Origin of the sequence: Caballeronia sp. LZ008, from assembly GCF_031451435.1 — a bacterium.
Classification (GTDB): Bacteria; Pseudomonadota; Gammaproteobacteria; order Burkholderiales; family Burkholderiaceae; genus Caballeronia; species Caballeronia zhejiangensis.
Genome location: NZ_JARUXK010000004.1, coordinates 883,586 through 906,984, shown reverse-complemented (window position 1 = coordinate 906,984; position 23,399 = coordinate 883,586). Strand labels below are relative to the sequence as shown.

Here is a 23,399-nt window from a genome sequence, read left to right as displayed (position 1 = left end):
TGGGGTCGCGGGGGTTCGTCATGCGCGGGAATTCGTTACAAATTCGTCGCTCGCCGTTCGGCGGTTACGCCAAAGTCAGCAAGTATGAGCGTCGCCAGCTAGGCGGTGCTTCCCGGTTCTCCGATGATGCGCGCGCGGTCGACTTCGAGCGTATGCAGAAGCGCATCCATGACAATGACGCTGTACGGGGAGATCCTCTCGTACTCAGCGGCAAGCGCTTCAAGGTCTTCCTCAAGTGCCTTGAAATTCTTCGCGGTTACGGGCTGGTGCCTCAGGAAAATCGGAATGACACGCGCCATGACTGCGCCGGCGAAGCCGAGCGCGGCCTCGGTGCCGTTGAAGACATCGCTCATCGTCGCCGGCGAATTGGTCATCTTTTTCTTGGTCATGTGCGTCCTGTTGAGGGTGGTAGTGACGACGGCGATTCTAGCGCGGCCGCCCCTGAGGCCTTCGAAGACGCACCTTTCTGGCCGCAGCAGCGCGGCACGGCGCCAGAACTCAAAGCGGACATCGACACGGAATCCGTGCGCCGTTTGCACGAAGAATTCGCCCGCCTGAATCGCTCGGAAATGTCCGAGACTCTTCCGGTGCTCGTCGACGGTCTACTGCGCCCGGCGCGCGAGATCGTCGATGGCAAGCCAGTATGGTTCTGGTCCCACGACCGTTCCGAGACTCCCGATGTGTCCGTGTGCGTGGAATACCGCGCCGGCCGCGTCGCATCAATCCGCCGTTTCCCCAAAGCGCAATCCAATGCGGAGCGCGCATGACGCCAGTTCTCACGGTCGTCTTTCTCTCGGGCTTCGCCGCCGGCGTCATCTTGATGGACCTCGTTTATTCGCGGCGGCCGAAGTGAAGCGCGTCCTCTTCTCTATGGCGATGTCGGTATTCGGACTGCTCCGCACGGCGGCAAGCGTCGACATCGACTGGATTTCGTTTTCTCTGTTGATCGCGGCCGGCCTACTGCTCGTGGCCGGCGCGTTCGCAATGCTCTACGCACACGCAAAAGAATGGAGCTCCGAATGAACGCTGATTACTGGTTCGGCTTCGCGAGCGGCGGCCTGATCGGCTGGCTGATTGCGATTGCGATGGTCGTTTTGCTCGTCTCGATGGTCCGCATCAACGACAACGGGAGCGTAGAGCGATGATGTATGACGACACGACCGAAGACGTTTCCGCACGAGTCGTGCCGGGCTCAGTCGGTTCAGCCGGCGCGGTCTTCACGCCGTGGGCACCGCGCCGCACGGCCGATTTTGACCGGGCTCGCAGTGAAGCGCTCGCGCAGATAAATCGGATACTCAACCGCGACCGTGCCAGCAACCGCGCCGGGCAAAGCACGACCCGACGCGGCCGCGTTATTCGGCCGGCGGACTATCGCAACGCTCTGCATGCGTTCTATGACGCGTCCGGGTATTTGAAGTACGTGAAAGGCAGCGCGCGATGAAAGGCGCTCGATTCAAGATCGGCGAGCCCGTCATGGTTGATTCCAAGCGCCCCGAAACCGCAAGCGCCGATGGAATGCGCGGCCGCGTCGCGAATGGCGACGATTGGCTCGTGCTCGTCGAGTGCCAACTTGCCGGCGAGAGTCATGCCGTCCGCGTGCCGGCCGACGAGCTCGTGCGCGTAAAGCGCAGCGCGTAAGACGAGAACCCGGCCATGTGGATTCACGCTCGCGACATAGAACAAGCATTGCCCCAGACTCAGGCTGCACAGCGCGCACGCAAGCGTCTGCCGATGAAATGGCTATCTCGCGCTCTATGGCAAGCGAAGCAGGCCGGAAGAAAGAGCGCGGTGCAGGTCGGTGCGAGTCATATGTTCGATATGGCCGCCGCCGAAGCGTCGATTAGCACATTCGTTGAAGAGCACGCACCCGACACGCTGCCGGTGCGTCCGGACGCCTCAGACTTCGAAATCTGCATGAAGGCGCGCAGCATCGCCGATGACGTCACGCTGCGCGCGCTCGGGCTGTCGAGCGACGATGCGCTCGTTGTCGCGAGCTCGAAGTGCGCGGAATATGGCGTCGAATTGCCAGAGTTCGACAAAGCCGCCGATATCATGGCCCGCCTGAAGTGTGAATTGTGGTGGCGTCGTCGCTTGCGGCGGCTGCATATCCGCGCGTTGGAGCACTCGAACATTCGCCTGCACTATGTCCATTACCGCTCGGAGCCCTATGCGAGCGACGACGCAGTGCGCCGGCGAATCGCGCAAAACCGCCGCAATGAGAAGACGCTCGAATCGGTGACGATGGAGAACGAGCTCGGTCAGCGTTTCACGCTCGCCGAGCTCTCGGCGTTCGGTGTCGCGAACAAGGCATTGCGTCGCGGCGAATTAATGACGCGCCTGCGCGGCTGCGAAGACTTGGCTGTCGACGCAAAATTTCGCGGCGTCATGTTCTCGCTGACCTGTCCGAGCCGGTTTCACGCCGTTAAACAAGCGGGCGTCGCAAAGTTTCGGCCGAATTCTAAATATGACCAATCCTCGCCGCGTGATGCGCAGGTCTATCTGCGCAAGGTGTGGGCTCGCATTCGTGCGCAACTCAAGCGCGAGGGCGTGACCTACTTCGGAATGCGCGTTGCCGAGCCGAATCATGATGGCACGCCCCATTGGCATGGCCTTGTTTTCTCGAACGACATCGAGCGCTTCGAAGCAATCATGCGCAAGCACGCGCTGCGCGACTCAGGCGACGAGAAAGGCGCGGCAGAGCATCGCGTTCATACGACGCAGATCGACGATGCGAAGGGCTCGGCGGTGGGCTACATCGCAAAGTACGTCAGCAAGAACATCGACGGCCACGCGGTCGGCGAACACAAGACGAAAGAGGGCTATGTCGTGCAAGCCGACATGATCGGCGATGACGAAATCACGCCTTCACAGCGCATTGAAGCGTGGGCGGCTCAATGGGGCATTCGACAATTTCAGCAATTCGGCGGCGCACCGGTCGGCGTGTGGCGCGAGCTGCGCCGCATCAAGGAAGAAGACTTGCCGAACGCAGACGAGTCGCCGGAAATCATTGCGGCATGGAAGGCCGCACAGAAGACGGAGACGCACCGCGCGAACTGGGCTGAATACGCGCGCGCGATGGGCGGCGTCGCCGGCGAGAAGCGTCTGATTCACGTGAAGTACACGACCGAGCACCGCGAGGGCCGATACGGCATCGCGCCGGTGAAAGTGCCGCACGGCGTCGAGGCATACGGCACGGCGTTCATTCAAGACGGTATCTGCGCATACCACGTCAACACGCAGATTTTCGTTCCCGCGACGCGCCATGTTTGGACGGTGGTTCAGCGCAGCGGCGCAGCCGCGAGCACTCGGACTCGTGTGAATAACTGTACGCGCGCGCGTGCAGATGACGCCGAAACACGAGAAACAAGCACGCGAGCGGACTGTGCGCCGCTCGCCGATAACGATGAATGGGCCGGAGGCGGCTACTTCGAGAGTGAATGGAGGCCGGAATGACGGGGATGAAGATTGAATGTCCGTGCTGCGGTGGCGAAATCGACGCGCGGCACACAGAAGGTTTGTCGACGACGCTGCGTCGCATGTACTTCGTATGCGAAGACTGCGGCTATCGCACGCCGGCGGGCTTCGAAATCCTTTACTCGCTGTCCGCATCGTCGCGGCCGCGTGATGGCGTCGAGCTCGAAGTGCGGCCGTCGACGATGTTGCGTGGTGCAGTGAACGCCAGGACAACGCAGATGCGCGAGGCCCGGCCGTGAGATTCACGATCGCATGCCCGCATTGCGGTGCCCGCGGAATCGCGCGCGCGATGGAGAAAGTCACCGACACCGAATATCAAATCGATTTTCAGTGCGATGACGTGACATGTGGTCACACGTACCGCACGCGGCTCGAAATGTTTCCGCCGGAGCTGCCGATTCCGAAGCGGCCGCGCCGCGACACGCAAGAGCTCGAATTCTGACCAATCACCAACCGAGATAAAAAATGCAGACGAAGAAAGCACGCGCCCGATACCTTCCCGGCGGCCGCGCGTTGATTTGGGAAGTCACTCATCCGAACACGCGTGTATCGGTGTGGTCGTCTCTGCCACGTGACGCGGCCGCAATGCTGATCGAGCGGTATGTGCTGCAGCAGCAAGTCGAGAAGTTACAGGGCATCGACTACGCGCGCGCTGCAATCGCGCGAGCTGCAGCAGCATGAGCAATTGCCGCACGTGCAAACACGCTCACGAAAAGCCGGGACATGAGCGCATGCACCGTCGCCGCTTTCGAAATTGCGCCTATCTGCCCGAATGGGTTTATGTCGCCGGGCATCCGAAGTGCCGGCTTGTCCCGATCCGTTGGATGCCGAAACAATAGCGGATCGAAATCGAAGCGATATCAAACGATATCGAAGCAACGCAGTATCAACGGCTCGGGGGAGCTCATGAACAAAGGAAAGTCGGGAATCAACATGAACGGCGCCAGACGCGCAAACGCCTCGGCGCTGCGCGCGATCGTGCATTCACGTACGGAATTGGAAGAAGCACGCGAGCGCATTCGCCAGTTGGAACGCGAGCAATACGCGATGCGAGCTCGCGTCGACCGCATGGCGGAAATGCTCGCGATGACGCGTCGCTATAAAACGAACATCGTCGAACAGGCCGAAGTGACCGGCGTCCGCATGTCTTGGGGAGCATGGCAAAACCTCGAAGGTGCGGTTGCCAGTGTGATCGCGTTGGAGCGCGAGCGCGATATGTGATCGACAGCGGACCGACATCGAAATGATATCGGTCCGATATTGAAGCAACGATGTTTCAACTGCTCGGGGGAGCATATGAACGAACGCAGCAAAGAGCCGAAAACACCGAACGTTTCGATGCTGTCGCTGACGGCACAAGGCAACAAGGAATTGGAGGCGGCTAAGCGTGAGATTCGAGAGCTGCAATCCGAAGTCGAATCGCTGCGTCACCAGCTCGCCATCAGCGAGCGCGTCACGCTTGCTCAATTCCGCGAGGCCGGTGTATGGGAGCCAGACGGAAGCAAATTCAGGACGTATCGACGTGAAAGCCTCAACGGCCGCCCGATGTATGTCCGCGAGCCGCAAGACGGGCCGCCGCTGCCCGGAGACCTTAGCGCGGTTCGCCAGTAGCCGCAGAGTGCGATCGCGGGCTCTCGCGTTACGAAACAGAGGAGCTCGCGGACCAAGATCACGCCGCGATCGCGGAGTACTTCACGTTACGAAAATGGGCCGAATCAGAAAGCACTACTCCAACGCAGAGCGTCAACGTGCCTATCGGGCTCGCATCGCGCGAACTCGCGACATCGAGCAGCAATTCATCAAAGAGGCGAGGAAGCGCGAGCAGCTTGAGTTACGAAAAAAGTCGTGGTGATGGCGCGGCACGTTGCGATATCAAACAGATGGTGAAACGGTATCGAGGCGATATCGGTTCAATGTAGGTTCAACGCTCGGGGGAGCACATGAAAAACGTTGTGGCAGTCGTCAACACGAAAGGCGGCGTCGGCAAGTCGACGACCGCGCTGCAGCTCGCGCTCGGACTATCAATCGCCGGCGCGCGCGTCTGGTTCGTCGACGGCGATCGGCAAGAAACCGGCATCAGCGCGCTCACCGTGCGCGCCGAAAGCGGCCGCTCGATCATCGCCGCGTCTGCCTACTCCCACGGCCCGACGCTGCGCGCACAGGTCACGGCGCAGGCCGGCGCATACGATCACGTCATCATCGACGCCGGCGGCCGCGATTCGAGCGCGCTGCGCGCGGCGCTCACCGTCGCCGACACGGCGCTCATTCCATTTCTGCCGCGCTCCTTTGATGTGTGGGCGATGGAAGACATCGCCGAGCTCGTCGACGAAGCGCGCAGCGTGCACGAGCTGCGCGCGCTGGCGTTCCTGAATCTCGCCGATCCGCAAGGCGCGGACAATCGAGACGCGGCAGAAGCAATGCGCGAGTTTCCCGCGATCGAGCTGCTCGACTGCCGGCTGAATCGGCGCAAGGCATTCTCGAACGCGAGCGGTGCCGGTCTGCACGTCGAAGAAATGACGCGGCGTGATCCTGTCGCATGCGCTGAAGTCGACCGACTCGCGCACGCCGTATTCACGGCATAGCGCTATCGAAACAACATCGAACCGATATCAAAGCGATATCGTTTCAATATCGAAAGGGGATCAGCACATGAGCATCACGAAGAGGCCGGCGACGCCAAGCGCGGCCGCCGTCCGAGAATTCATCAGCCGTGCGCCTGACGCGGCGAGCGGCGACGAGCCGGCGCGCGTCGCGCGGCGCAAGAAAGAGACAATCAGCCTTGGCATTGATCCGGTGTTACTGGCTCGTATCGACGCGCGGGCCGTCGAGCTCGGCATCAGCCGGGCCGCCGCGATCGCGGTCGCGCTCGCGCAGTTCGTCGACGCGGATCGATAGCGGGCCGGTCGAACCGGCCGGGCAGGGAAGGCCGCCGGCGTGGCGACACGCGGCGGCCTTTTTGCGTCCTGCGGGGCGAGGGCAGGAGAGGCCGCAGGCGCGGCCGCCGCTCGCGGGGCGCGCGCAGGGTCGGCGAGGGCGCGGCGGCCCGTCAGCGGGCCGGAAAACGCGGCCGGCGAGGCGGCGAAGGGCGGCCGGATGCTCGTTGCGTACGAACGAACGCTCTCCTGAAACGCGGTCCCCCCTCCCCGCCTGCCCGCTTCTTGTCTCCCCACTTTTGATGCAAGGGCGCGCAAGGCGTCGAGGCGCGCCGGCTGGCGGGTTCGAGCCGTAAGCGCGGTTGTAAAAATGACGCAATTTGACGCCGAAAAGGCGGGGCGTGATGCACCGTTTACATTGAAAATGGGCCGGCCGCGCAGGGCGGCCGAAATTCGGACCGTTATCGGCGGGATTTCGGCCGCCGCGAGGCGCGATCGGTGGCGAAAATGACGCCGGCGGTGAGCGGGAAGAGGGCGAGCGCGATGATCCAGAGCAAGAGCGCGCCGATGCAGTCGACGAGCGTGCGCAGCGCGCGGCCGGCGTCCGAGAGCAGGGCGCGCTCGGCGGGGAAGGTGATCAATGTTCGAATGCGGCGCTTGAAATCGGGCGACATGCTAAATCCATCGGTCACGCGCCGGCGGTCAGAGCCGGCGCGGGTTTCATCAGGCAAAAATCAGGCCGCCGGCCCGGCCTTTTCCGCCGCAGGGATCACGTACGGGTCGAACCGAATGATTTCCTCGCCCGCCCAATCGTTGAAGGCGAGGAATTGCGCCTGTAGCGGCGCGATCTCATTGCGGGCGAAGACGCGGGCGGCGGTGTCAGCCGCGCCGAAACCGCCGGTGTTGCTCGGCACGATGCCGAGTAGTTGAGGCGGGACGCAGTGAGCAGCGAGAAGGTCGTCGCGCGTGACATTCTTGATGTTGAAGAATTCATCTTTCGCGGCGACCTCGGAAACGGGGATCAGTTGGATTCCGTCTTTGTGGCCGTTCGGAGAATACACGAAGAGATTGCGAAAATTACCCGGACCTTTCGACGACTTCAACGCGTCGCGAATCGCATCGACATCGCCTTGCTGCTGAGCTGCGTCGGTCATGTACAGGATGAATCCGGCGTGACTGCCGTTCTCGTAGTAGCGGCGGCGGAAGAGCGTCGACGACTCATTCAGCCATGCTGCGTGAAGCGCGCCGAGATATTCGGGCAGGCCGTAGACCTCCTGATTGATGTCAGGTTCGAGCAAGTGAAAGATCGAGCCGGGATCGAATTCATGCTTTACGCGAAAGCCGTCCGTCATGACGTACGTTTGCATGTCGGGCTTGCGGCGCATGTATTTGCCCGGCGCAGACTCATAGCGCAAGACACCGCCGAGCCGGTTGAGCTGCCGCTCGATATAGCCATTGCCGAACGTCAGGAAATCGAGCGCGACGCGTCGAAACGACTCGCGCGAAAACTTCGCGTGCGGAATGAACGTCGACGCGAGCACGTTGCGTTTGAAGAAAAGCGCGGACGCGTGGTGTGTGCCGGCGCGCAGCGATTTTGCGAGGCCGCCAAAGCTCACGGGCGGCTCGTAGTACTCGCCATTGGAATAAATCTCGACGTAATCGAGAATCTCGGCGCGCGACATGACCGGCATCGGATCGCCGAACGTGAATGCACTTGCTTCGGCCGTGGGCGCGATGGCCGGCACTGCTGCCGCGCCCGCGCCGGATTGGCCGCGATTCTTTTTCATTAGGAAATCTCCATAAAGCTGCGGTTATTCGTCGTGGAGCCTTCGAGCGGCTCATTGCCGAGCGCATGCAGGCACGCCCACGCCAAGTCGGCATGTCCGGTTTCCTCGCTGCGGCTCGCGTGATACGTAACTTGCCGGCCGCTCGCGGTCATCGTCTTGCGAATCTGCATGAACGATTGAGCGAAGTCGGTCCAGCCGGCGTCGAACTCGAGTCGTGCCTTGCCGATCACTGACAGACCTTTCAATACGAGCCGGCCTTTGACTTCCGGCGAATAGTTGAGGGCGACGGCGGCCGGGTAGAACTGGCGCGTGAGCTGATACACGCCTTGCCCCATGCCGGTCGTGTCAATCGCCATGTACGTGACGTTGTAGCGCTTCGTGAGCTGCCTGATGCTTTCGGCCTGCGCCTCGAAATCCATGCCGCGCCACTGCAGTTTTTCGAGCACGCGGAATTTGCCGCCTGGAACGCTCGGCGGGGCGATCACGACACAGCCCGCGGAGTCGCCGGTGTGCGCCGGGTCGTATCCGATCCATACAGGGCGATAGCCGAAAGGGCGCTCGGCGAGGAATTCAACGTCTTCCCATTCTTCCCATGTGTCGATCATGCAGCGCTGCAGATCGGCGAGCGGAAAGATCGACGCAGAATCGTCGATGAACTGACACATGAGCAGGTTTGCATACTCGTCGGCGCTGTATTCGAGCCGTAGCTCGTCCATGTCGAAGAGATTGCAACCGCCGGCGACAGCATCCTCAACGGTGACGATCTGCCGCCATTGACGGTCCTCGCATACGCGGCCGCTTGCGAGCGCGCCGTGCGACACGTCAAGGTGAATGTGATCGGCCTTCGCGCGGCCGCGATTGAAGTGATCGCCGGTCCAAAACGTATAGGCTTCGTGCGTGATGCTCGACGGCGTCGAGAAGTACGTCTTGCGCCAGTGCTTGTGCATCGCCATGCCAGACGCGACCTTGTTCAGCGTCTTAAAGCCGTGGACCCAAAAGTACTCGTCGAAATAGAAATTGCCGTGATAGCTCTGCGCGGTCTTGGCGTTGGTGCTAAGAAAGATCAGCTCGGCACCGTTCGGAAGCAGGATCGTTTCGCCGGTGAGCTCGACCTCGGCGACCTCGCGCGCGAACGCGCAAATGTACTGTCGGAAGACATGCACCTGCGCCTTACTGGCCGATAGAAAAATCTGGTTGCGGCCGGTTTCAAGTGCATCGTCGAGCGCTTCGTGCGAGAAATAGAACGTCGCGCCGATCTGCCGCGACTTCAGCAGATTGCGCGTGCGATTCTGACCATTGCGATACCAGACCTTTTGATAGTCGAATTGCGATTCAAGAAAGGCGTCATGCAGTTTCGCCTGCTGCTCGGGCGTGATCTGGTTTCGCGGTGCGCGTTTCTTCGGTCCTTCGTTGCGCGTCTTGATGTTCGGATTCAGGTCAGACTCTTTGCCGGTGTCGCTGTACTTGCGCACGCGAGCCATTCGTTCGAGCTCGCGTCCGAGCAAGTCGATCTCTTTGAAGTCGACCGGGTCTTTCACTTCCTTCGCAATAAGCAGGATCAGGCGCGTTTCGAGCGATGCCTCGACCTTCTCCGCAATGCTGGCCTTATCCCATTCGTCGCGCTGCTTCCATGATTCGATCGTCGATCGCGGCTCGTTCAGATGACGCGCGATCGAAGTCACGCGCCAACCTTTCCAGTAAAGGTCACGCGCGATGCGTCGCGGCTCGATGTCAGGCGAGAGGGTTTCGGCATTTTCTAGCATGCCGAAAGCGTAACGGTCACTCGCGCGCGCGCGCATAAGAGTCGTTTGTACTCCGACGAATTACTGATGCGCTTCGTTGTTTGTCGGACTAGCCAAGTGCAACATTCACTTACACATGTCACATGTGGTAACGCCCAAATTGAACCTGAGAGGCTTTTCGATGAAACGTAAAACGATGCTGGCCGTCGCGGCCGGGATTTACGCCGTGGTCTGCATGATGGTGCCGGCGTACGCGCACGCTGCCGTTGTGCCCGCGCTCATGAACCACGTCGACGTGATCGGCGCGCTCACCGGCCACGCGCCGATGTTCGGCGCGGCAAGTCTCGCAGCACTCGGCATCGGTCAAATCACTGGCGTTGGCGCACATGCCGACACGACCTCGAAATGGTTTCGAGTCGCGGTCGAAGGTGCGACGACCGATGGCCGGAACATTCAACGCGAATGGATCGAGCAGATGGCCGCGTCGTACGACCCGGAGAAGTACGGCGCACGCGTGAACTGCGAGCACATTCGCGGCTATGCCCCCTTGTCGGAAACGAATCCTTTCGGCGCGTACGGCGACGTGATCGCACTGAAGGCCGAAGCGCTCGCCGATGGTCCGCTCAAAGGTAAGTTCGCTTTGTATGCGCAGATCAAGCCGACGCCGGCGCTCGTGGCGCTCGTGAATGCCGGTCAGAAAATCTATACGTCGATCGAAATCAGCTATTCGTTCGCTGACACGAAGCAGGCTTATCTCATGGGCCTCGCGGTGACGGATAGCCCGGCGAGTCTCGGAACGGAAATCCTGCAGTTCGCGGCCGGCCTCGGCGCAAAGAATCCGCTGGCACACCGCAAGCAGAGCCCCGACAACGTCTTTTCAGTCGCGGAAGAAACCGCGATCGAATTCGAAGGCATCGAGCCGACGCAGACCGCGCCGAGCATCACATCACCGGGCCTCTTCGCTCGTGTCGCCGAAATCATCGGCCTCGTGCGCACCAAGGGCGCATCGGACGAAAAGCGCTTTGCCGATGCGGCGCAGGCAATCGAAGCACTCGCAACGCACAGTAACGAACAAGCGACGCGTGTCGAAGAGCTGTCGACGCAGCTCGACACCTTGCGAACCGAGCTCGACGCAGAGAAGGGCGCACACGCATCGACCGCGAAGCAACTCGAAGAGCTCACCGCAAAGCTGTCGACGCAGCCGAGCAGCGCACCGCGCGCGCCGGCGACCGGATCGAGCGGCGTGCAAACGACCGACTGCTGATCGTTCCGCTACCTGACCCGGCTTACCCCTCAACGTTTGGAGAAGTTCATGCGCAACAATACCCGCGCGCTGTTCAATGCCTATCTCGGCGCGATCGCACAGCTCAACGGCGTGCCCGATGCGTCGGTGAAATTCACGGTCGACCCGTCCGTGCAGCAAACACTCGAAGGCCGAATTCAGGCGTCGAGCGAATTCCTGAAGCGCATCAACATGATTGGTGTCGAAGAGCAGGCCGGTTCGAAAATCGGCCTCGGCATCGGCGCACCGATCGCCAGCACGACCGACACGAGCGCGAAAGATCGCACGCCCGTCGATCCGACGACGCTCGACGACAACGGCTACTTCTGCACGCAGACCAATTTCGACACGGCGCTGAAGTACTCGCGCCTCGATGCGTGGGCGCAAAAGCCCGAATTCCAGACGCTGATTCGCGACGCGATCGTGCAGCGCACGGCACTCGACCGGATTTGCATCGGCTTCAATGGCACGTCGCGCGCCGCATCGTCGGACCGCGCAGCGAATCCGCTGCTGCAGGACGTGAATAAGGGCTGGCTGCAAAAGTGGCGCGAAAACGCCGCCGATCGCGTGATGCACGAAGCCGTCGCAGGCTCGAACAAGGTCAAGGTCGGCACGGCCGCCGGCTCCGATTACAAGAATCTCGACGCGCTCGTGCTCGACGCGCTGCAACTGCTCGACGAGTGGTATCGCGATGATCCGGCCGTGGTGGTCGTGGTCGGTAGCGCGCTGCTGCATGACAAGTATTTCCCGCTCGTGAGCTCGGCGAACGTTGCGACCGAGCAGGCCGCGCTCGATATGGTCATCAGCGGCAAGCGCATCGGCGGCAAACAGGCCGTGAGCGCGCCGTTCTTCCCGGCGAACACGCTCGCGATCACGCGTCTCGACAATCTGTCGATCTATTACCAGAACGGCGGCCGCCGTCGCACGGTGGTGGACAACCCGAAGCGAGATCAGATCGAGAACTACGAATCGAGCAACGAGGCGTATGTCGTCGAAGACTACGGCTGTGGCGCGGTCGTGGAAAACATCGAGATTGAGGCGGCATAACGATGTCTAGCCCTGCTCGCCGACACCAAGCGCGCATTCGCGCAGCACAAGCGGCCGCATCGGTCGCGCCCGGTAAGACGCTCGCCGGCACGCGGCAATACGAGCTCATGCTCGCAAAGCTCGCGGTCGATAAGCGTCGACTGAAGTCGATTCAGTCGGTCGCACGAAAGATCGATGTGAAGCGCGAAGTGCTGCCGGAATACGTCGACTACGTCGCCGGCGTGCTTGATGGTGGGCGGGGCGCTCAAGACGATGTAATTGCAACGGTCATGATCTGGCGTATCGACGCGGGCGACTATGCCGGCGCGCTAGATATCGCGCGCTATGCGCTGCGGCACGCCATGACATTGCCTGAGCACTATGAGCGAGCGCTGCCGGCGGCGGTCGCAGAAGAATTCGCGGAGGCTGCATTGCGCGCCTTCAGCACCGGCGAAATTTTCCCGGTCGGCTTCCTGCAGGAAGTCGACGAGCTGACGCGATCGTATGACATGCACGATCAGATCAGAGCAAAGCTGCAGAAGGCACTCGGCTACGCGTTGGAGAAGTCCGACCCGGTTCGAGCGCTTGAAATGTTTCGCCGAGCCGTCGACTTGCACGATCGGATCGGCGTGAAAAAAGACATCACTCGACTCGAAAACGAGTTGAGGAGTGCGACGGCCAAAGCGGCCGGCCGCACGTAACGAGCCCCCCCGGCATGGACGGCACCGGCTGACGATCGCAACGGCTGAGCGCTACGCGATACCGACGCCGGTCCACCGTCCACTTATTCCGAGTCACGTGCTATGAGCAGTTTTATCGCGACCGCCGAACCGAATCCGCCGACGCCCGACGCGGCGACGATCGAAAACGACGGCTTCTTTCCCGATATCTCGCTCGACGAGCTGCGCGCATCGACGCGCCTCGATGGCACCGTGACACATGAGCGTTTGCGCGAGGCGACCATCGACGCGGTCGCGAGCGTGAACGCCGAGCTCTACACATGGCGCGTCGAGAAGCTCGCGGCCGGATTCGCGACGCTCGCCGATGTGCCTGCGCCGCGCGTCGCTGGCGAGAGCGTGCAGCTCGCGCGATACCGCCGCGCCGTGTTCAACATGACGCACGCCGACCTCACCGAACGCTATCGCGATTGGGACACGACAAAGTCGGGCGGGCAGAAGGCCGAAGACCTCGAAGCGACGATCTGCAGCGCGCGCCGTAACGTCAGGTGGGCGCTCAACGACTTGCGCGGCATCGCGCGATCGACCGTCGAGTTGATCTGATGAAGGTCACGACGCAACAAGGCGACACAGTAGACGCGCTGTGCTGGCGCATCTACGGTCGCACCGATGGCACCGTTGAGGCGGTGCTCGAAGCTAACGCGGGCCTCGCCGATTTGGGCCTCGTGCTGCCGCTCGGAACTGTCGTCGATATGCCTGCGCTCTCGACCGTCGAGAGCACGACGCCGCTATTGCAATTGTTTGACTGATCTTTGGAGCTGGCGACATGGCCGAACCGAACACCACAACCGCCGCAGCGCTGTCGGCTGCGATCGGACTCGCCGGCCTTGCGCCCGGAATCGACGGCAATGCGCTGATCGGCGCTTTCACCGGCGCGGCGCTTGTCGTCGTGACCTCGAAAGACATCGGCATTTTGCAGCGCATCGCGTACATGCTGATTTCGCTTGTGATGGGCTATCTCGCCGCGCCCGAAATCGTCAACGCGACGCCGATCCGATCGACGGGCGTCGCCGGCTTCTTTGCGGCCGCGCTCGTGATAACTGTCACGTTGCAACTGATCGAGCGCGTGAAAAACATCGATCTACTGGCATTCCTGAAGCGAGGCGGCTGATATGCACATCTCGTTTGCGGTGATCGCGCTCGCGGCTCACGTCGCGGCCATGCTGCGTGTCCTGTTCTATCGGCGCAACGGCGCCAGACACCGCCATCATGTTTCGTGGGTCGCATGGGCGGTCGTTGCGGTGTCGGGCGGATCGGCGATCGAGCTCGCACTGCACGCGAAGCACGTCGGATTTTTCGAAGCGGCGACGGCTGTCCTACTGGCGCTCTTCGTGTACGCCGCGCGCGGCAACATCGCGCGGCTCTTGTGGAGCAACGAACAATGAAAACGCATCGACTCGGCGACTTCGGCGACGATGTCGGCCTGCTGCAGCGTCGGCTCATTCGGGCCGGCTACACGCTTGCCGTGACGCATGTCTATGACGACGAAACGGAAACCGCCGTCAAGGCGATCCAGACGAAAACCGGGCTCGTCGTCGACGGCATCGCAGGACCGAAGACGCTCGCGGCGATCGCGACCGGCCGGCGCGATCCGAAGCACCTCGGCGACGCGGACATTGTCCAGGCGGCCGCCGCGCTCGGCGTGCAGGTCGCATGCGTGCGCGCGGTGAATGAAGTCGAGTCGAGCGGTTCGGGCTTCCTCTCTGATGGCCGGCCGGTGATTCTCTTCGAGCGTCACATTTTCTGGCAACGCCTGCAGGCGCGCGGCATCGATCCGGCACCGCTCGCGGCGCGCTATCCGAACATCGTCGCGCAGGATCGCGGCGGCTATAAGGGCGGACCGGCGGAATACATGCGCCTCGCATCGGCCGAATTGATCGACGCCGGCGCAGCGTACGAGTCGGCGAGTTGGGGCGCGTTTCAGGTGATGGGCGAGCACTGGAAGCGGCTCGGCTATGCAAGCGTCGACGAGTTCGTGTCGCGCATGGAAAACGGCGAGGGCGACCAGCTCGACGCCTTCGTGCGGTTCGTTGCGGCCGATGCGAATCTGCTCGCGGCGCTGAAGGCGCGCAAGTGGGTTCAGTTCGCGAAGGGATACAACGGCGCGGCCTATGCGCAAAATCTCTATGACGTGAAGCTGGCGCGCGCGTACGAGCGCTATGCGCCGGCGGAAAAGGCGGCCGCATGAATCCGATCATCGCGAAACTCGTCGCCGGCGCGATCGTGATCGCGGCGCTCGTGGGTGGCGTGCTCTACGTGCGCGAGCTGCACGCCGAGCTAGACGATGCAAATCATCAGCTCGAAACCGCGAAGCAGGGAATTGTCGACCGAAACAAGACGATCGCCGACCTGCAGCGCAACGCGAGCGAAAAAGCGAAGCAGCAAGCGCAGCTCGACAAGTCGACGACCGCCGTTCATGCGGCCGTCACGAGCGAACGCCAAGCAATCAAGAAGGTGATCAATGAAAATCCGACCGTACGCACGTGGGCCGATACTCCTTTGCCTGCTGACGTTGTGCGCCTGTCAGCAAGCCCCGCTTACACCGGCACCGCGGATTTCGGTGCTGCAGTGTCAGACGATCACTCCGTGCACGCTGCCGGCGATGGCTCCGACAACTAATGGCGAGCTGCGTGCGGCGCTCACGACCGCCAAAGGCGCATGGGGTGCATGTGCGGCCAAAGTCGACATGATCGTTTCGTGCCAGACGGCCGCGCAGGCAGAAATCGACGCGCAGGCCGCGCCGGCGAAGCATGATTAAGCCGGCGAGCCTGCGCGCGGCGCTCGTCGCTGCTATCCCGACGCTTGCGGAAAATCCCGACAAGCTGACGGTATTCATCGATCAGGGATCGCTCGCAGCGACCGGCACGATATCGAGCTCGTTCGAGTATCGCTACGTGCTCAACGTGATCGTGCTGGATTTCGCCGGCGACGCCGACGACCTCTTTATTGCGATCGTCGATTGGGTGCGAAAGTATCAGTCGGACCTCGTGAGCAATTTCGATCAACGCTCGAACGGCATCACGTTCGAGATCGACATTCTCGACAACGCGACCGCCGATGTGTCGATCAAGCTGCAGATGACAGAAAGCGTCGTCGTCGGCACCGGCCCGACAGGCGAGCGCACCGTGACGCACATCGACGATTCGCAAGCGCTTGCCGACTCGATCACATGGACCGGTGAACCGTGGCCGAAGAGCTGAACCTCTTCGAAAACTGGCTCGGCGGCCTGCTCACGAAGCTCGACGCGCCGGCGCGACGTGCGGCGATGCGCGACATCGCGCGTGAGCTGCGCCGCAGTCAACAGGCGCGCATCGCGGCGCAACGCAATCCAGACGGGAGCGGCTACGATGCACGAAAGCCGCGACTCAAGCCCGGCGGCAAAGCGCTGCGCGACAAGCGCGGCCGCATCAAGCGCACGGCGATGTTTATGAAGCTGCGCACCGCGCGTTACCTGCAGACAGAAGTCGACGCGACCGGGCTCGCGATTGGCTTTTCTGGCCGCGTGTCGCGCGTGGCGCGCGTGCATCAGTTCGGCGAGACGGATCGCGTCGCGCCCGGCGGGAAAGACTACAAATACCCGGCGCGCGTGCTGCTCGGCTTCACGACAGAAGACCGCGAACTGATCCGCGACATGATCTTGAAGCACATCACCAAGTAACGATTCGAGCCCTGTTCGCAGGGCTTTTTTGTGTCCAGACGAAACACATAGCGCGTCGCTCGCCTCGCGCGCGCATGGCCGGCAACATGGCCGATATGGACGCTAACGAATTCCGCCGCTTGATTGTCAACCTGATCCGCAAAGGGTCAGTGTTCGCGGTCGACCTCTCGACGAACCCGCCGACCGTGCGCGTATCGGTGGGCGACCCCGAAGACACGAACAATCCCGGCCTGACGACGAACTGGATTCCGTTTTTCGCTGCGCGCGCAGGCGCGACGCGCGAATGGAATCCGCCGACTGTCGGCGAGCAGGTCGTGCTCTTTTGTCCGATGGGCGATCCGGCGCAAGGCGTCGCGCTGCCCGGCATCTTTTCCGACGCCGCGCCGGCACCGGCGCATAGCGCGGACGTGCACACGACCGTCTATCCAGATGGCGCAGTTATGCAGTACGACCATGCTGCGCACGAGCTGTCGGCGACGTTGCCGGCCGGCGCGACGGTGAAGGTAATTGCGCCGGGCGCGGTGAATGTGACGACGCAGACGGCGAACGTCAAAGCCGATTCGATCACGCTCGATGGCGATACGATCGTCACCAAGTCACTCACGGTGAAAGGCCAGTTCGCTTTCGAATCGGGCATGACGGGCAGTGGAGGCGAAGGCAAGACGATGACGATCGACGGCGCGGCTGATTTCAGCGGCGAAGTGAAGTCGGGAGGCGTCAGCGTGCCGCACCACTCGCACGCCGATCCGCAAGGCGGGACCGTGGGTGAGCCGATATGAAAGGGATGAACGCTAGCACCGGCCGCTCGCTCGGCGGCCTTTCGCACCTTTATCAGTCGATCGCAAAAATCCTGACGACGCCGCTCGCCTCGTGCGTGAAGCGTCGCGCGTTCGGCTCTGAGCTCTTTGACCTCGTCGACCAACCGAACAACGGCGCGGCGCGCACGCGCCTTTATGCGGCAGTCGCGACGGCGCTCATGCGCTACGAGCCGCGTCTGACGATCACGCGTGTGCAACTGAGCACCGACGATTCGACTTTCGGTGGTGCGCAGGTATTAGACATCGAAGGCTATACGACCGAAACCGGCGACACGGTTCAGACCAAAGTCGACCTGACAACCGGACAAACGCTATGAGCACGTCAGCATTGATCGACCTCGCAAGCCTGCCGCTTCCTGACGTGCTCGAAGTCCTCGATTTCGAGAGCATTCTCGCGACGCGTAAGGCCGCGCTCATTGCGCTGTGGCCGGAAGACGAGCAGGCCGATATCGCGGCGACCGTCGAGCTCGAATCCGAACCGCTCGCGCGTCTGCTGCAAGAAAACAGTTATCGCGAGCTCGTGCTGCGTCAGCGGATCAACGACGCGACGCGCGCCGTGATGCTCGCGTTTGCGAACGGAAACGACCTGGAACAGCGTGCGGCGCTCTTCGGCCTGCTGCGTCTCGTCGTGACGCCGGCTGATCCAGACAACAACATCGACGAAGTCGACGAAGACGACGACGATCTGCGCCGGCGCATTCAGCTCGCGCCGCAAGGCTTCAGCGTCGCCGGGCCGGCGGCCGCGTATGTCTCGAAGGCGCTCGCCGTCGACGGGCAACTGCTCGATGCGAAGACATCGCGCCCGCAACCCGGCGATGTGCTTGTGACGCTGCTCGCGCGCGACGGCGACGGCACCGTGCCGCAGTCGATCATCGACGCGGTCGACGCCGCACTGAGCGCGGAAGATCAGCGGCCGCTCAATGACACCGTCTTTGTCGCCTCGGCGGAAATTGTCACGTATCGCATTCACGCGAAGGGCTACACGAAATCGGCTGTGGGTGCTGATGTGCTGCTCGCGCAGGCCGCGAAGAATGCGCAGGCGTATGCGGACAAGGTGCACCGCATCGGCGTCGGCGTCGCAGTGTCGGCAATCACCGGCGTGTTGCAGGCCGCTGGCCTCACCAAGACGGAACTGATCGAGCCGGCCGCAGACCTTGTCATCGACGACACGCAGGCGTCCTTTTGCCTCGAAGTCGTGATCGAGAACGGCGGAATCTATGCCTAATCTGCTGCCGCCGAATGCGACCACGCTCGAAAAGCGCACCGCGACCGCGCTCGGCGCGATCGACGATCTGCCGATACCGATTCGCGACTATTGGAATCCAGACACGTGCCCGGCGGCGCTGCTGCCGTATCTCGCGGCCGAAGTGTCGGTTGACGGATGGGAGCTCGCCGAGTCCGACGCCGCACGGCGCGCGCTGATCAAGGGCGCGATTCAACTGCATCAGAAGCGCGGCACGCCGTGGGCGGTGCGCGAAGTGATTCGGCGGCTCGGATTCGGTGAAGTGACGATCGTAGAAGGCCGGCGCATTCGTCGGCGCGACGGCAGCACGACGCGCAATGGCGACTACCTGCATGGCGATGCGTCGGCGTGGGCGCAATACATCGTGCGTCTCTCGCAGCCGATCACGGTTGACCAAGCGACGAATCTGCGCGCCGTGCTAGAGCGCTATGCGCCGCAGCGCTCGCAGCTCGTGTCGCTCGATTATCAGCAAGCCGAAATTCGGCATAACGGCGTCGCGCTGCGCAACGGCCAATACACAAGAGGGAGCGTCCAAGCATGACGAATATCGTCGATCAGGATCAGTGGGAAGCGGGGATTTACCAGTACGAGACGTCTGACCCGGTCGAAGGCGGCCCGGACGGCATCGACAATAAGCCGCTCAAGCAGCTCGCGAACCGCACCAAGTATCTATTCAATCGCATCGCCGAAATATTCAACGTCGCGAAAGGCTATTCGCTCGCCGGCGGCACCGCGAACGCGATCACTGCATCGTATACGCCGGTCGTGACCGCTCGCGTAGACGGCATGGTGTTGCGCTTCAAAGCCGCGTCGGCGAACAACGGCGCGACGACTTTCACGCCGAACGCGACCGATGCGCCGGTCATCGCGCCGAGCCCGATCTATGGGCTCGACCACGCGCCACTGACCGGCGGTGAGATTGTCGTGAATGGGCTGTGCGCGGTGCAATGGAATGCCGCGTTGAATAGCGGTAACGGCGCATGGGTCCTGATCGAGAACAGTGCAGGCGTGAGGCGCTCTATTACGCCGGCGCAGTTTGCAACCGGAACGAGCGTCGCGACGATGGATGCGTTGAAGCGCTTTGGCGTTCAGTCGTCCAACGTCCAAAGCTACAGCGTCAACACGGCGCTTGATTTGTCGCATGTGGGCGGCACCGTGTACGGCAAGGGCACAAGCGTAATCACGCTGACCCTTCCTAGCGCAACGGCGCTGGGCCTTCCCGTTGGCGCGCGCGTCGATATTATCAACGCGACAACCACAACGATGAACGTTGCGGCGGCGAACAGCGAGCCAATGAACGCTGGCCCTACCGCGCCGTCTTCGCCGCTTGTTCTCCAGATTGCCGAGCAAGTCACGTTCGTGTGGTCTGGTGCGGCGTGGTTTCTGTTCGGATCGGGCGTCGCGCAATATCTCGGCCAATTTACTAGATCACTTGCATCGAGCGGTTATCAAAAGCTGCCGTCCGGCCTGATTATTCAGTGGGGTTCCGCCGTGGCGAATTCCAGTGGCGTCGCAACGCTGACGCTGCCTATCGCCTTCCCTAATGGGCTTGGTCAAGCCGTGGCCAACTACATTGTTGGTGGAACGGCGCTTACTTCTAACGTGGCAAGTATTTCGAGCAGTTCTAGCGCTTCAGCGCTTGTCGCGGTTGCCACCAATGCGGCGAACGCGGCGGCGGTCGCTTCCGCAAACGTCAAGTTCATCGCACTCGGGTGGTAAATCATGGGCCAAAAACAAGCCGCATACGACGCAACGAGCCTCGCGCTCGTCAAGCCGATCATCGCTTTCTATGACACCGTCGATAGCCCGGCGCCAGAAGCCGCGAGCGTCGTCGATATAACGGATGACGAATGGATTTTTTGCATCAACAATCAAGGCACACGCGGCGTGAAAGATGGCGCGCTCGTCGATATGCCGCCACCGTCTAACGCCGAGCTGATCGCGGCGGCGCAAGACGCAAAAGTCGCCGAGCTGTCGGCTGAATGCAAAGCAGCGATCTACGCAGGCTTTTCGTCGAACGCGCTCGGCGAGCTCTTCAGCTATCCGGCGAAAGACACCGATCAGCAAAACCTCGCATCGAGCGTGCTCGCCTCGCTGATGCCCGGCAATGCCGCCGATTGGTCGACGCCGTTTTGGTGCGCCGATGCATCCGGCCAATGGGAATTTCGTGCGCACACGGCCGCGCAGATTCAGCGCGTAGGCCAGGACGGCAAAGCCGCAATCCTCGCCGCGATGGCGCGCAATGCGCAGCTCGCTGCGCAAGTTGCGGCCGCCGATTCGGTCGACGCGGTCAACGCGATCGCGTGGAGCTGAGCATGTTCTCGTGCTGGCTTCGAAATGTGCTCGTGGCGCTCGATCAGCTCGCGAACGCGATCGCATTAGGCGATCCCGACGAGACGATATCGAGCCGCGCGGGCAAGGCCATGCAAGAGGGCAAGCGATGGGGCTGCGTGCTCTGTCGTTGCCTCGATCTGCTGCAGAAAGACCATTGCCTGAAGTCGATCGAATCGGATGAAGGTGCGCGCGCGCTCTTTCCCGAAAACCAGAGCGGCGCATCGAACGATTCGACCGCAACACTTTCCCGTATCACCTCACCCTCGGAGTGAAACAACATGGCGCAGGACTATCACCACGGCGTACGCGTCGTTGAAATCAATTCGGGCACGCGCCCGATTCGCACGGTATCGACTGCTGTCGTGGGCGTCGTGTGCACGGCCGAAGACGCCGACGCGACGATGTTCCCGCTCGATACGCCAGTATTGATCACGAACGTTATCGCGGCGCTCGGAAAAGCCGGCACCAAAGGCACGCTGTACAAGACGCTCAATGCGATCGGTCAGCAAACCAAGCCGGTGACGGTTGTCGTGCGCGTTGCTGAAGGTGCGGACGCGGCCGCGACGACGACGAACGTCATCGGTTCGGTGACGGCCGATGGCAAATACACCGGCATGAAAGCGCTGCTCGCCGCGCAGGCGCAGCTCGGCGTCAAGCCGCGGATTCTCGGTGCGCCGGACCTCGACACGCAACCCGTCACGGCCGCGCTCGCCGCGATCGCGCAATCGCTGCGCGGTTTCGTGTACGCCTATGCGAGCGGATGCAAGACGAAAGAGGAAGTCACGACCTATCGCGCTCAATTCAGCCAGCGCGAAGTCATGATCATGTGGCCGAATTTCCTCGCTTGGGATTCGACGGCGAACGCGAATGTCGAAGTGCCGGCCGTCGCGTATGCGATGGGCCTGCGCGCCAAGATCGACAACGACACCGGCTGGCATAAGACCCTGTCGAATGTCGGCGTGAATGGCGTCGTGGGAATCTCGGCTGATGTGTCGTGGGACTTGCAAGACCCGGCGACCGACGCGGGCTATCTCAACGAGCTCGACGTGACGACGCTCATCAACAAAGACGGCTATCGGTTTTGGGGCTCGCGTACCTGTTCCGACGATCCGCTCTTTCAGTTCGAGAACTACACGCGCACGGCGCAGGTCATCGCGGATTCGATCGCAGAAGCGCAGATGCCTGTCATCGACGGCCCGCTCAATCCGTCGCTGCCGCGCGACATCATCGAAGCGATCAACGGCAAGTTCCGCGAGTGGGTGTCGCAGGGTTACATGATCGGCGGTTCGTCGTGGTTTGACCCGGAGCCGAACACGACCGATGTGCTGAAGTCGGGCAAGGCGTACATCGACTATGACTACACGCCGGTGCCGCCGCTCGAAAACTTGGTGCTGCAGCAACGCATCACCGATCGTTACCTCGCCGACTTCGCCTCGCGCGTGAACGCGTAACCACACACGCCATATCGGCACGTATAGGAGCCTCACAACATGGGTATGCCTCGTAAGCTGAAGGGGTTCAACCTCTTCCACAACGGCGAGAATTTCGTCGGGCAAGTCGGCGAAATCACGCTGCCGAAGCTGACGCGAAAGATGGAAGACTGGCAGGGCGGCGGCATGAGCGGCCCGATCAAGGTCGATTTCGGTCAGGAAGGCATTCAGATGGAATGGACCGCCGGCGGCCTCATGAAATCGGTGCTCACACAATACGGCATCACGAAGCATGACGGCGTGCTGCTGCGATTCGCAGGCGGCTATCAGGCGGAAGACTCGACCTCGTACGACTCCGTCGAGATCGTCGTGAAGGGTCGTCACATGGAAATCGATCCGGGCACAGCGAAGGCGAAGGAAGACACGTCTTTCAAGGTGACGACCGTCGCCAGCTACTACAAGCTGAGCATCAACGGCGAAGACATCATCGAGCTCGATTTCGTCAACATGATCGAAAAGGTCGGCGGCACTGATCTGCTCGCGGCGCTGCGCACCGCGATCGGCCTGTAACCGAACCACACGCGGGCCGGCCATGACCGGCTCGCGATCATTCACATCACGCCACAAGGGACAGCATGAAAACGAACAAGCAGACCAATACGCAAGACGCCGTCGACGTTGTCGCCGAGCTCGTCGAAGACCCGAACACGCACACGCTCGACACGCCGCTCGTGCGCGGCAATCAGACCATCGATAAGGTCACGTTGCGCAAACCGAAGTCGGGCGAGCTGCGCGGCGCGTCGCTCTCCGATCTCGTGAATCTCGACGTGGTTGCGCTCTCGAAGGTGCTGCCGCGCATCAGCACGCCGACGCTGACCGAGCAGGATGTCGCGAACATCGATCCGGCTGACCTCGTGATGCTGGGAGGCATCTTTGCAGGTTTTTTGACGCCGAAGGCCGTGAAGTCGAAGCTGGAATCCCTGAACGGGTAGAAG

Annotated in this window: 38 protein-coding genes; 35 read left to right on the top strand and 3 right to left on the bottom strand. The window is 61.9% G+C overall.

The window, feature by feature from the left end; all coding sequences use genetic code 11:
* The first annotated feature begins 20 nt into the window (after positions 1 to 20).
* The 13 genes from QCE49_RS29155 to QCE49_RS29095 all read left to right on the top strand — a co-directional run bounded on the left by QCE49_RS29155 (position 21) and on the right by QCE49_RS29095 (position 6,369).
* Positions 21 to 767 (top strand): hypothetical protein, encoded by a 747-nt coding sequence (locus QCE49_RS29155; RefSeq protein ID WP_250435819.1) that lies wholly within the window; start codon positions 21 to 23, stop codon positions 765 to 767.
* Between the two features lie 82 nt (positions 768 to 849).
* The gene (locus QCE49_RS29150) at positions 850 to 1,023 is read left to right on the top strand and encodes a hypothetical protein (protein WP_250435817.1); all 174 of its coding nucleotides are present in this window, start codon (positions 850 to 852) and stop codon (positions 1,021 to 1,023) included.
* Complete coding sequence (locus QCE49_RS29145) at positions 1,020 to 1,145, top strand: hypothetical protein (RefSeq protein ID WP_284502558.1); 126 nt, start codon at positions 1,020 to 1,022, stop codon at positions 1,143 to 1,145. The genes QCE49_RS29150 and QCE49_RS29145 overlap by 4 nt, the downstream gene beginning before the upstream one ends.
* Complete coding sequence (locus QCE49_RS29140; RefSeq protein WP_250435814.1) at positions 1,142 to 1,441, top strand: hypothetical protein; 300 nt, start codon at positions 1,142 to 1,144, stop codon at positions 1,439 to 1,441. Before QCE49_RS29145 ends, QCE49_RS29140 begins: the two co-directional genes overlap by 4 nt.
* Positions 1,442 to 1,473: 32 nt before the next feature.
* Positions 1,474 to 1,638 carry a hypothetical protein gene (locus QCE49_RS29135; protein ID WP_250435812.1) on the top strand — a complete coding sequence of 55 codons (165 nt, stop codon included), beginning with the start codon at positions 1,474 to 1,476 and terminating at the stop codon, positions 1,636 to 1,638.
* A gap of 15 nt (positions 1,639 to 1,653) precedes the next feature.
* Entirely contained in the window at positions 1,654 to 3,453 is a 1,800-nt protein-coding gene (locus QCE49_RS29130; protein ID WP_250524181.1) for a replication endonuclease, read from the top strand.
* A 5-nt stretch (positions 3,454 to 3,458) separates the two neighbouring features.
* Entirely contained in the window at positions 3,459 to 3,713 is a 255-nt protein-coding gene (locus QCE49_RS29125) for an ogr/Delta-like zinc finger family protein (protein WP_250456771.1), read from the top strand.
* The gene (locus tag QCE49_RS29120; RefSeq protein ID WP_250497270.1) at positions 3,710 to 3,916 is read left to right on the top strand and encodes an ogr/Delta-like zinc finger family protein; all 207 of its coding nucleotides are present in this window, start codon (positions 3,710 to 3,712) and stop codon (positions 3,914 to 3,916) included. The genes QCE49_RS29125 and QCE49_RS29120 overlap by 4 nt, the downstream gene beginning before the upstream one ends.
* A 23-nt stretch (positions 3,917 to 3,939) precedes the next feature.
* On the top strand, positions 3,940 to 4,155 hold the full coding sequence (locus QCE49_RS29115; protein WP_250456770.1) for a hypothetical protein: 216 nt from the start codon (positions 3,940 to 3,942) through the stop codon (positions 4,153 to 4,155).
* Between the two features lie 225 nt (positions 4,156 to 4,380).
* Positions 4,381 to 4,695: a hypothetical protein gene (locus tag QCE49_RS29110; RefSeq protein WP_250456769.1), complete on the top strand. Its 315-nt coding sequence runs from the start codon at positions 4,381 to 4,383 to the stop codon at positions 4,693 to 4,695.
* Between the two features lie 75 nt (positions 4,696 to 4,770).
* Positions 4,771 to 5,085: a hypothetical protein gene (locus tag QCE49_RS29105; RefSeq protein WP_250456768.1), complete on the top strand. Its 315-nt coding sequence runs from the start codon at positions 4,771 to 4,773 to the stop codon at positions 5,083 to 5,085.
* A gap of 329 nt (positions 5,086 to 5,414) precedes the next feature.
* Positions 5,415 to 6,056: an AAA family ATPase gene (locus QCE49_RS29100; RefSeq protein ID WP_250456767.1), complete on the top strand. Its 642-nt coding sequence runs from the start codon at positions 5,415 to 5,417 to the stop codon at positions 6,054 to 6,056.
* A gap of 67 nt (positions 6,057 to 6,123) precedes the next feature.
* The gene (locus QCE49_RS29095) at positions 6,124 to 6,369 is read left to right on the top strand and encodes a hypothetical protein (protein ID WP_250456766.1); all 246 of its coding nucleotides are present in this window, start codon (positions 6,124 to 6,126) and stop codon (positions 6,367 to 6,369) included.
* 439 nt (positions 6,370 to 6,808) lie between these two features.
* On the opposite strand, the gene QCE49_RS29090 is transcribed toward QCE49_RS29095, so the two are convergent.
* The 3 genes from QCE49_RS29090 to QCE49_RS29080 are packed head-to-tail and all read right to left on the bottom strand — an operon-like array spanning position 6,809 to position 9,897.
* Positions 6,809 to 7,021 carry a hypothetical protein gene (locus QCE49_RS29090; protein WP_250435799.1) on the bottom strand — a complete coding sequence of 71 codons (213 nt, stop codon included), beginning with the start codon at positions 7,019 to 7,021 and terminating at the stop codon, positions 6,809 to 6,811.
* 60 nt (positions 7,022 to 7,081) lie between these two features.
* Positions 7,082 to 8,134 (bottom strand): phage portal protein, encoded by a 1,053-nt coding sequence (locus QCE49_RS29085; RefSeq protein ID WP_250456765.1) that lies wholly within the window; start codon positions 8,132 to 8,134, stop codon positions 7,082 to 7,084.
* Positions 8,134 to 9,897 (bottom strand): terminase ATPase subunit family protein, encoded by a 1,764-nt coding sequence (locus QCE49_RS29080; protein WP_250456764.1) that lies wholly within the window; start codon positions 9,895 to 9,897, stop codon positions 8,134 to 8,136. The genes QCE49_RS29085 and QCE49_RS29080 overlap by 1 nt, the downstream gene beginning before the upstream one ends.
* Before the next feature lie 160 nt (positions 9,898 to 10,057).
* Here QCE49_RS29080 and QCE49_RS29075 point away from each other — a divergent pair, with 160 nt between their 5' ends.
* The 22 genes from QCE49_RS29075 to QCE49_RS28970 all read left to right on the top strand — a co-directional run bounded on the left by QCE49_RS29075 (position 10,058) and on the right by QCE49_RS28970 (position 23,396).
* Positions 10,058 to 11,140, top strand: coding sequence for a GPO family capsid scaffolding protein (locus tag QCE49_RS29075; RefSeq protein ID WP_250435794.1), 1,083 nt, complete (start codon positions 10,058 to 10,060; stop codon positions 11,138 to 11,140).
* A gap of 48 nt (positions 11,141 to 11,188) precedes the next feature.
* Complete coding sequence (locus QCE49_RS29070; protein WP_250435792.1) at positions 11,189 to 12,205, top strand: phage major capsid protein, P2 family; 1,017 nt, start codon at positions 11,189 to 11,191, stop codon at positions 12,203 to 12,205.
* Positions 12,202 to 12,885, top strand: coding sequence for a phage terminase small subunit (gene gpM, locus QCE49_RS29065; RefSeq protein WP_250435978.1), 684 nt, complete (start codon positions 12,202 to 12,204; stop codon positions 12,883 to 12,885). Before QCE49_RS29070 ends, gpM begins: the two co-directional genes overlap by 4 nt.
* A gap of 102 nt (positions 12,886 to 12,987) precedes the next feature.
* Positions 12,988 to 13,464, top strand: coding sequence for a head completion/stabilization protein (locus QCE49_RS29060; RefSeq protein ID WP_250435791.1), 477 nt, complete (start codon positions 12,988 to 12,990; stop codon positions 13,462 to 13,464).
* The gene (locus QCE49_RS29055; RefSeq protein WP_250435790.1) at positions 13,464 to 13,670 is read left to right on the top strand and encodes a tail protein X; all 207 of its coding nucleotides are present in this window, start codon (positions 13,464 to 13,466) and stop codon (positions 13,668 to 13,670) included. Before QCE49_RS29060 ends, QCE49_RS29055 begins: the two co-directional genes overlap by 1 nt.
* Before the next feature lie 17 nt (positions 13,671 to 13,687).
* The gene (locus QCE49_RS29050; protein WP_250435789.1) at positions 13,688 to 14,032 is read left to right on the top strand and encodes a putative holin; all 345 of its coding nucleotides are present in this window, start codon (positions 13,688 to 13,690) and stop codon (positions 14,030 to 14,032) included.
* A gap of 1 nt (position 14,033) precedes the next feature.
* Complete coding sequence (locus tag QCE49_RS29045; protein WP_250435788.1) at positions 14,034 to 14,306, top strand: phage holin family protein; 273 nt, start codon at positions 14,034 to 14,036, stop codon at positions 14,304 to 14,306.
* The gene (locus QCE49_RS29040) at positions 14,303 to 15,109 is read left to right on the top strand and encodes an N-acetylmuramidase family protein (protein WP_250435787.1); all 807 of its coding nucleotides are present in this window, start codon (positions 14,303 to 14,305) and stop codon (positions 15,107 to 15,109) included. Before QCE49_RS29045 ends, QCE49_RS29040 begins: the two co-directional genes overlap by 4 nt.
* A complete protein-coding gene (lysB, locus tag QCE49_RS29035; RefSeq protein WP_250435786.1) occupies positions 15,106 to 15,540 on the top strand; it encodes an Rz-like lysis system protein LysB in 435 nt (144 codons plus the stop codon). The genes QCE49_RS29040 and lysB overlap by 4 nt, the downstream gene beginning before the upstream one ends.
* Positions 15,434 to 15,679, top strand: coding sequence for an Rz1-like lysis system protein LysC (gene lysC / locus QCE49_RS29030; protein ID WP_250435785.1), 246 nt, complete (start codon positions 15,434 to 15,436; stop codon positions 15,677 to 15,679). Before lysB ends, lysC begins: the two co-directional genes overlap by 107 nt.
* The gene (locus tag QCE49_RS29025; RefSeq protein WP_250435784.1) at positions 15,672 to 16,121 is read left to right on the top strand and encodes a phage tail protein; all 450 of its coding nucleotides are present in this window, start codon (positions 15,672 to 15,674) and stop codon (positions 16,119 to 16,121) included. The genes lysC and QCE49_RS29025 overlap by 8 nt, the downstream gene beginning before the upstream one ends.
* A complete protein-coding gene (locus QCE49_RS29020; RefSeq protein ID WP_250435782.1) occupies positions 16,106 to 16,579 on the top strand; it encodes a phage virion morphogenesis protein in 474 nt (157 codons plus the stop codon). Before QCE49_RS29025 ends, QCE49_RS29020 begins: the two co-directional genes overlap by 16 nt.
* A 95-nt stretch (positions 16,580 to 16,674) precedes the next feature.
* Complete coding sequence (locus QCE49_RS29015; protein WP_250435977.1) at positions 16,675 to 17,358, top strand: phage baseplate assembly protein V; 684 nt, start codon at positions 16,675 to 16,677, stop codon at positions 17,356 to 17,358.
* Complete coding sequence (locus QCE49_RS29010; RefSeq protein ID WP_250435781.1) at positions 17,355 to 17,714, top strand: GPW/gp25 family protein; 360 nt, start codon at positions 17,355 to 17,357, stop codon at positions 17,712 to 17,714. The genes QCE49_RS29015 and QCE49_RS29010 overlap by 4 nt, the downstream gene beginning before the upstream one ends.
* Positions 17,711 to 18,622 carry a baseplate J/gp47 family protein gene (locus QCE49_RS29005; protein ID WP_250456763.1) on the top strand — a complete coding sequence of 304 codons (912 nt, stop codon included), beginning with the start codon at positions 17,711 to 17,713 and terminating at the stop codon, positions 18,620 to 18,622. Before QCE49_RS29010 ends, QCE49_RS29005 begins: the two co-directional genes overlap by 4 nt.
* Positions 18,615 to 19,181, top strand: a complete 567-nt coding sequence (locus QCE49_RS29000) for a phage tail protein I (RefSeq protein ID WP_250456762.1) — start codon at positions 18,615 to 18,617, stop codon at positions 19,179 to 19,181. The genes QCE49_RS29005 and QCE49_RS29000 overlap by 8 nt, the downstream gene beginning before the upstream one ends.
* Complete coding sequence (locus QCE49_RS28995) at positions 19,178 to 20,359, top strand: gp53-like domain-containing protein (RefSeq protein WP_250456761.1); 1,182 nt, start codon at positions 19,178 to 19,180, stop codon at positions 20,357 to 20,359. Before QCE49_RS29000 ends, QCE49_RS28995 begins: the two co-directional genes overlap by 4 nt.
* A 3-nt stretch (positions 20,360 to 20,362) precedes the next feature.
* The gene (locus tag QCE49_RS28990; RefSeq protein ID WP_250456760.1) at positions 20,363 to 20,953 is read left to right on the top strand and encodes a hypothetical protein; all 591 of its coding nucleotides are present in this window, start codon (positions 20,363 to 20,365) and stop codon (positions 20,951 to 20,953) included.
* A 2-nt stretch (positions 20,954 to 20,955) separates the two neighbouring features.
* Positions 20,956 to 21,246: a hypothetical protein gene (locus QCE49_RS28985; RefSeq protein ID WP_250456759.1), complete on the top strand. Its 291-nt coding sequence runs from the start codon at positions 20,956 to 20,958 to the stop codon at positions 21,244 to 21,246.
* A 6-nt stretch (positions 21,247 to 21,252) separates the two neighbouring features.
* Entirely contained in the window at positions 21,253 to 22,425 is a 1,173-nt protein-coding gene (locus tag QCE49_RS28980; protein WP_250456758.1) for a phage tail sheath protein, read from the top strand.
* A 39-nt stretch (positions 22,426 to 22,464) separates the two neighbouring features.
* Positions 22,465 to 22,974 carry a phage major tail tube protein gene (locus QCE49_RS28975; protein WP_250435772.1) on the top strand — a complete coding sequence of 170 codons (510 nt, stop codon included), beginning with the start codon at positions 22,465 to 22,467 and terminating at the stop codon, positions 22,972 to 22,974.
* Positions 22,975 to 23,039: 65 nt separating this feature from the next.
* Positions 23,040 to 23,396, top strand: a complete 357-nt coding sequence (locus tag QCE49_RS28970) for a phage tail assembly protein (RefSeq protein ID WP_250435771.1) — start codon at positions 23,040 to 23,042, stop codon at positions 23,394 to 23,396.
* Positions 23,397 to 23,399 lie beyond the last annotated feature (3 nt).

Coding starts and splice junctions, on each gene's coding strand:
- QCE49_RS29090 (WP_250435799.1), bottom strand. CDS start 7,021: ATGTCGCCCGATTTCAAGCGCCGCATTCGAACATTGATCACCTTCCCC.
- QCE49_RS29040 (WP_250435787.1), top strand. CDS start 14,303: ATGAAAACGCATCGACTCGGCGACTTCGGCGACGATGTCGGCCTGCTG.
- QCE49_RS29050 (WP_250435789.1), top strand. CDS start 13,688: ATGGCCGAACCGAACACCACAACCGCCGCAGCGCTGTCGGCTGCGATC.
- QCE49_RS29000 (WP_250456762.1), top strand. CDS start 18,615: ATGCCTAATCTGCTGCCGCCGAATGCGACCACGCTCGAAAAGCGCACC.
- QCE49_RS29110 (WP_250456769.1), top strand. CDS start 4,381: ATGAACAAAGGAAAGTCGGGAATCAACATGAACGGCGCCAGACGCGCA.
- QCE49_RS29100 (WP_250456767.1), top strand. CDS start 5,415: ATGAAAAACGTTGTGGCAGTCGTCAACACGAAAGGCGGCGTCGGCAAG.
- QCE49_RS29095 (WP_250456766.1), top strand. CDS start 6,124: ATGAGCATCACGAAGAGGCCGGCGACGCCAAGCGCGGCCGCCGTCCGA.
- QCE49_RS29005 (WP_250456763.1), top strand. CDS start 17,711: ATGAGCACGTCAGCATTGATCGACCTCGCAAGCCTGCCGCTTCCTGAC.
- QCE49_RS28990 (WP_250456760.1), top strand. CDS start 20,363: ATGGGCCAAAAACAAGCCGCATACGACGCAACGAGCCTCGCGCTCGTC.
- QCE49_RS29155 (WP_250435819.1), top strand. CDS start 21: ATGCGCGGGAATTCGTTACAAATTCGTCGCTCGCCGTTCGGCGGTTAC.
- QCE49_RS29055 (WP_250435790.1), top strand. CDS start 13,464: ATGAAGGTCACGACGCAACAAGGCGACACAGTAGACGCGCTGTGCTGG.
- QCE49_RS28980 (WP_250456758.1), top strand. CDS start 21,253: ATGGCGCAGGACTATCACCACGGCGTACGCGTCGTTGAAATCAATTCG.
- lysB (WP_250435786.1), top strand. CDS start 15,106: ATGAATCCGATCATCGCGAAACTCGTCGCCGGCGCGATCGTGATCGCG.
- QCE49_RS29130 (WP_250524181.1), top strand. CDS start 1,654: ATGTGGATTCACGCTCGCGACATAGAACAAGCATTGCCCCAGACTCAG.
- QCE49_RS29125 (WP_250456771.1), top strand. CDS start 3,459: ATGAAGATTGAATGTCCGTGCTGCGGTGGCGAAATCGACGCGCGGCAC.
- QCE49_RS29145 (WP_284502558.1), top strand. CDS start 1,020: ATGAACGCTGATTACTGGTTCGGCTTCGCGAGCGGCGGCCTGATCGGC.
- QCE49_RS28975 (WP_250435772.1), top strand. CDS start 22,465: ATGGGTATGCCTCGTAAGCTGAAGGGGTTCAACCTCTTCCACAACGGC.
- QCE49_RS29105 (WP_250456768.1), top strand. CDS start 4,771: ATGAACGAACGCAGCAAAGAGCCGAAAACACCGAACGTTTCGATGCTG.
- QCE49_RS29010 (WP_250435781.1), top strand. CDS start 17,355: ATGAAAGGGATGAACGCTAGCACCGGCCGCTCGCTCGGCGGCCTTTCG.
- QCE49_RS28970 (WP_250435771.1), top strand. CDS start 23,040: ATGAAAACGAACAAGCAGACCAATACGCAAGACGCCGTCGACGTTGTC.
- QCE49_RS29140 (WP_250435814.1), top strand. CDS start 1,142: ATGATGTATGACGACACGACCGAAGACGTTTCCGCACGAGTCGTGCCG.
- QCE49_RS29045 (WP_250435788.1), top strand. CDS start 14,034: ATGCACATCTCGTTTGCGGTGATCGCGCTCGCGGCTCACGTCGCGGCC.
- QCE49_RS29015 (WP_250435977.1), top strand. CDS start 16,675: ATGGACGCTAACGAATTCCGCCGCTTGATTGTCAACCTGATCCGCAAA.
- QCE49_RS28995 (WP_250456761.1), top strand. CDS start 19,178: ATGACGAATATCGTCGATCAGGATCAGTGGGAAGCGGGGATTTACCAG.
- QCE49_RS29115 (WP_250456770.1), top strand. CDS start 3,940: ATGCAGACGAAGAAAGCACGCGCCCGATACCTTCCCGGCGGCCGCGCG.
- QCE49_RS29080 (WP_250456764.1), bottom strand. CDS start 9,897: ATGCTAGAAAATGCCGAAACCCTCTCGCCTGACATCGAGCCGCGACGC.
- QCE49_RS29075 (WP_250435794.1), top strand. CDS start 10,058: ATGAAACGTAAAACGATGCTGGCCGTCGCGGCCGGGATTTACGCCGTG.
- QCE49_RS28985 (WP_250456759.1), top strand. CDS start 20,956: ATGTTCTCGTGCTGGCTTCGAAATGTGCTCGTGGCGCTCGATCAGCTC.
- QCE49_RS29085 (WP_250456765.1), bottom strand. CDS start 8,134: ATGAAAAAGAATCGCGGCCAATCCGGCGCGGGCGCGGCAGCAGTGCCG.
- QCE49_RS29025 (WP_250435784.1), top strand. CDS start 15,672: ATGATTAAGCCGGCGAGCCTGCGCGCGGCGCTCGTCGCTGCTATCCCG.
- QCE49_RS29070 (WP_250435792.1), top strand. CDS start 11,189: ATGCGCAACAATACCCGCGCGCTGTTCAATGCCTATCTCGGCGCGATC.
- QCE49_RS29060 (WP_250435791.1), top strand. CDS start 12,988: ATGAGCAGTTTTATCGCGACCGCCGAACCGAATCCGCCGACGCCCGAC.
- QCE49_RS29135 (WP_250435812.1), top strand. CDS start 1,474: ATGGTTGATTCCAAGCGCCCCGAAACCGCAAGCGCCGATGGAATGCGC.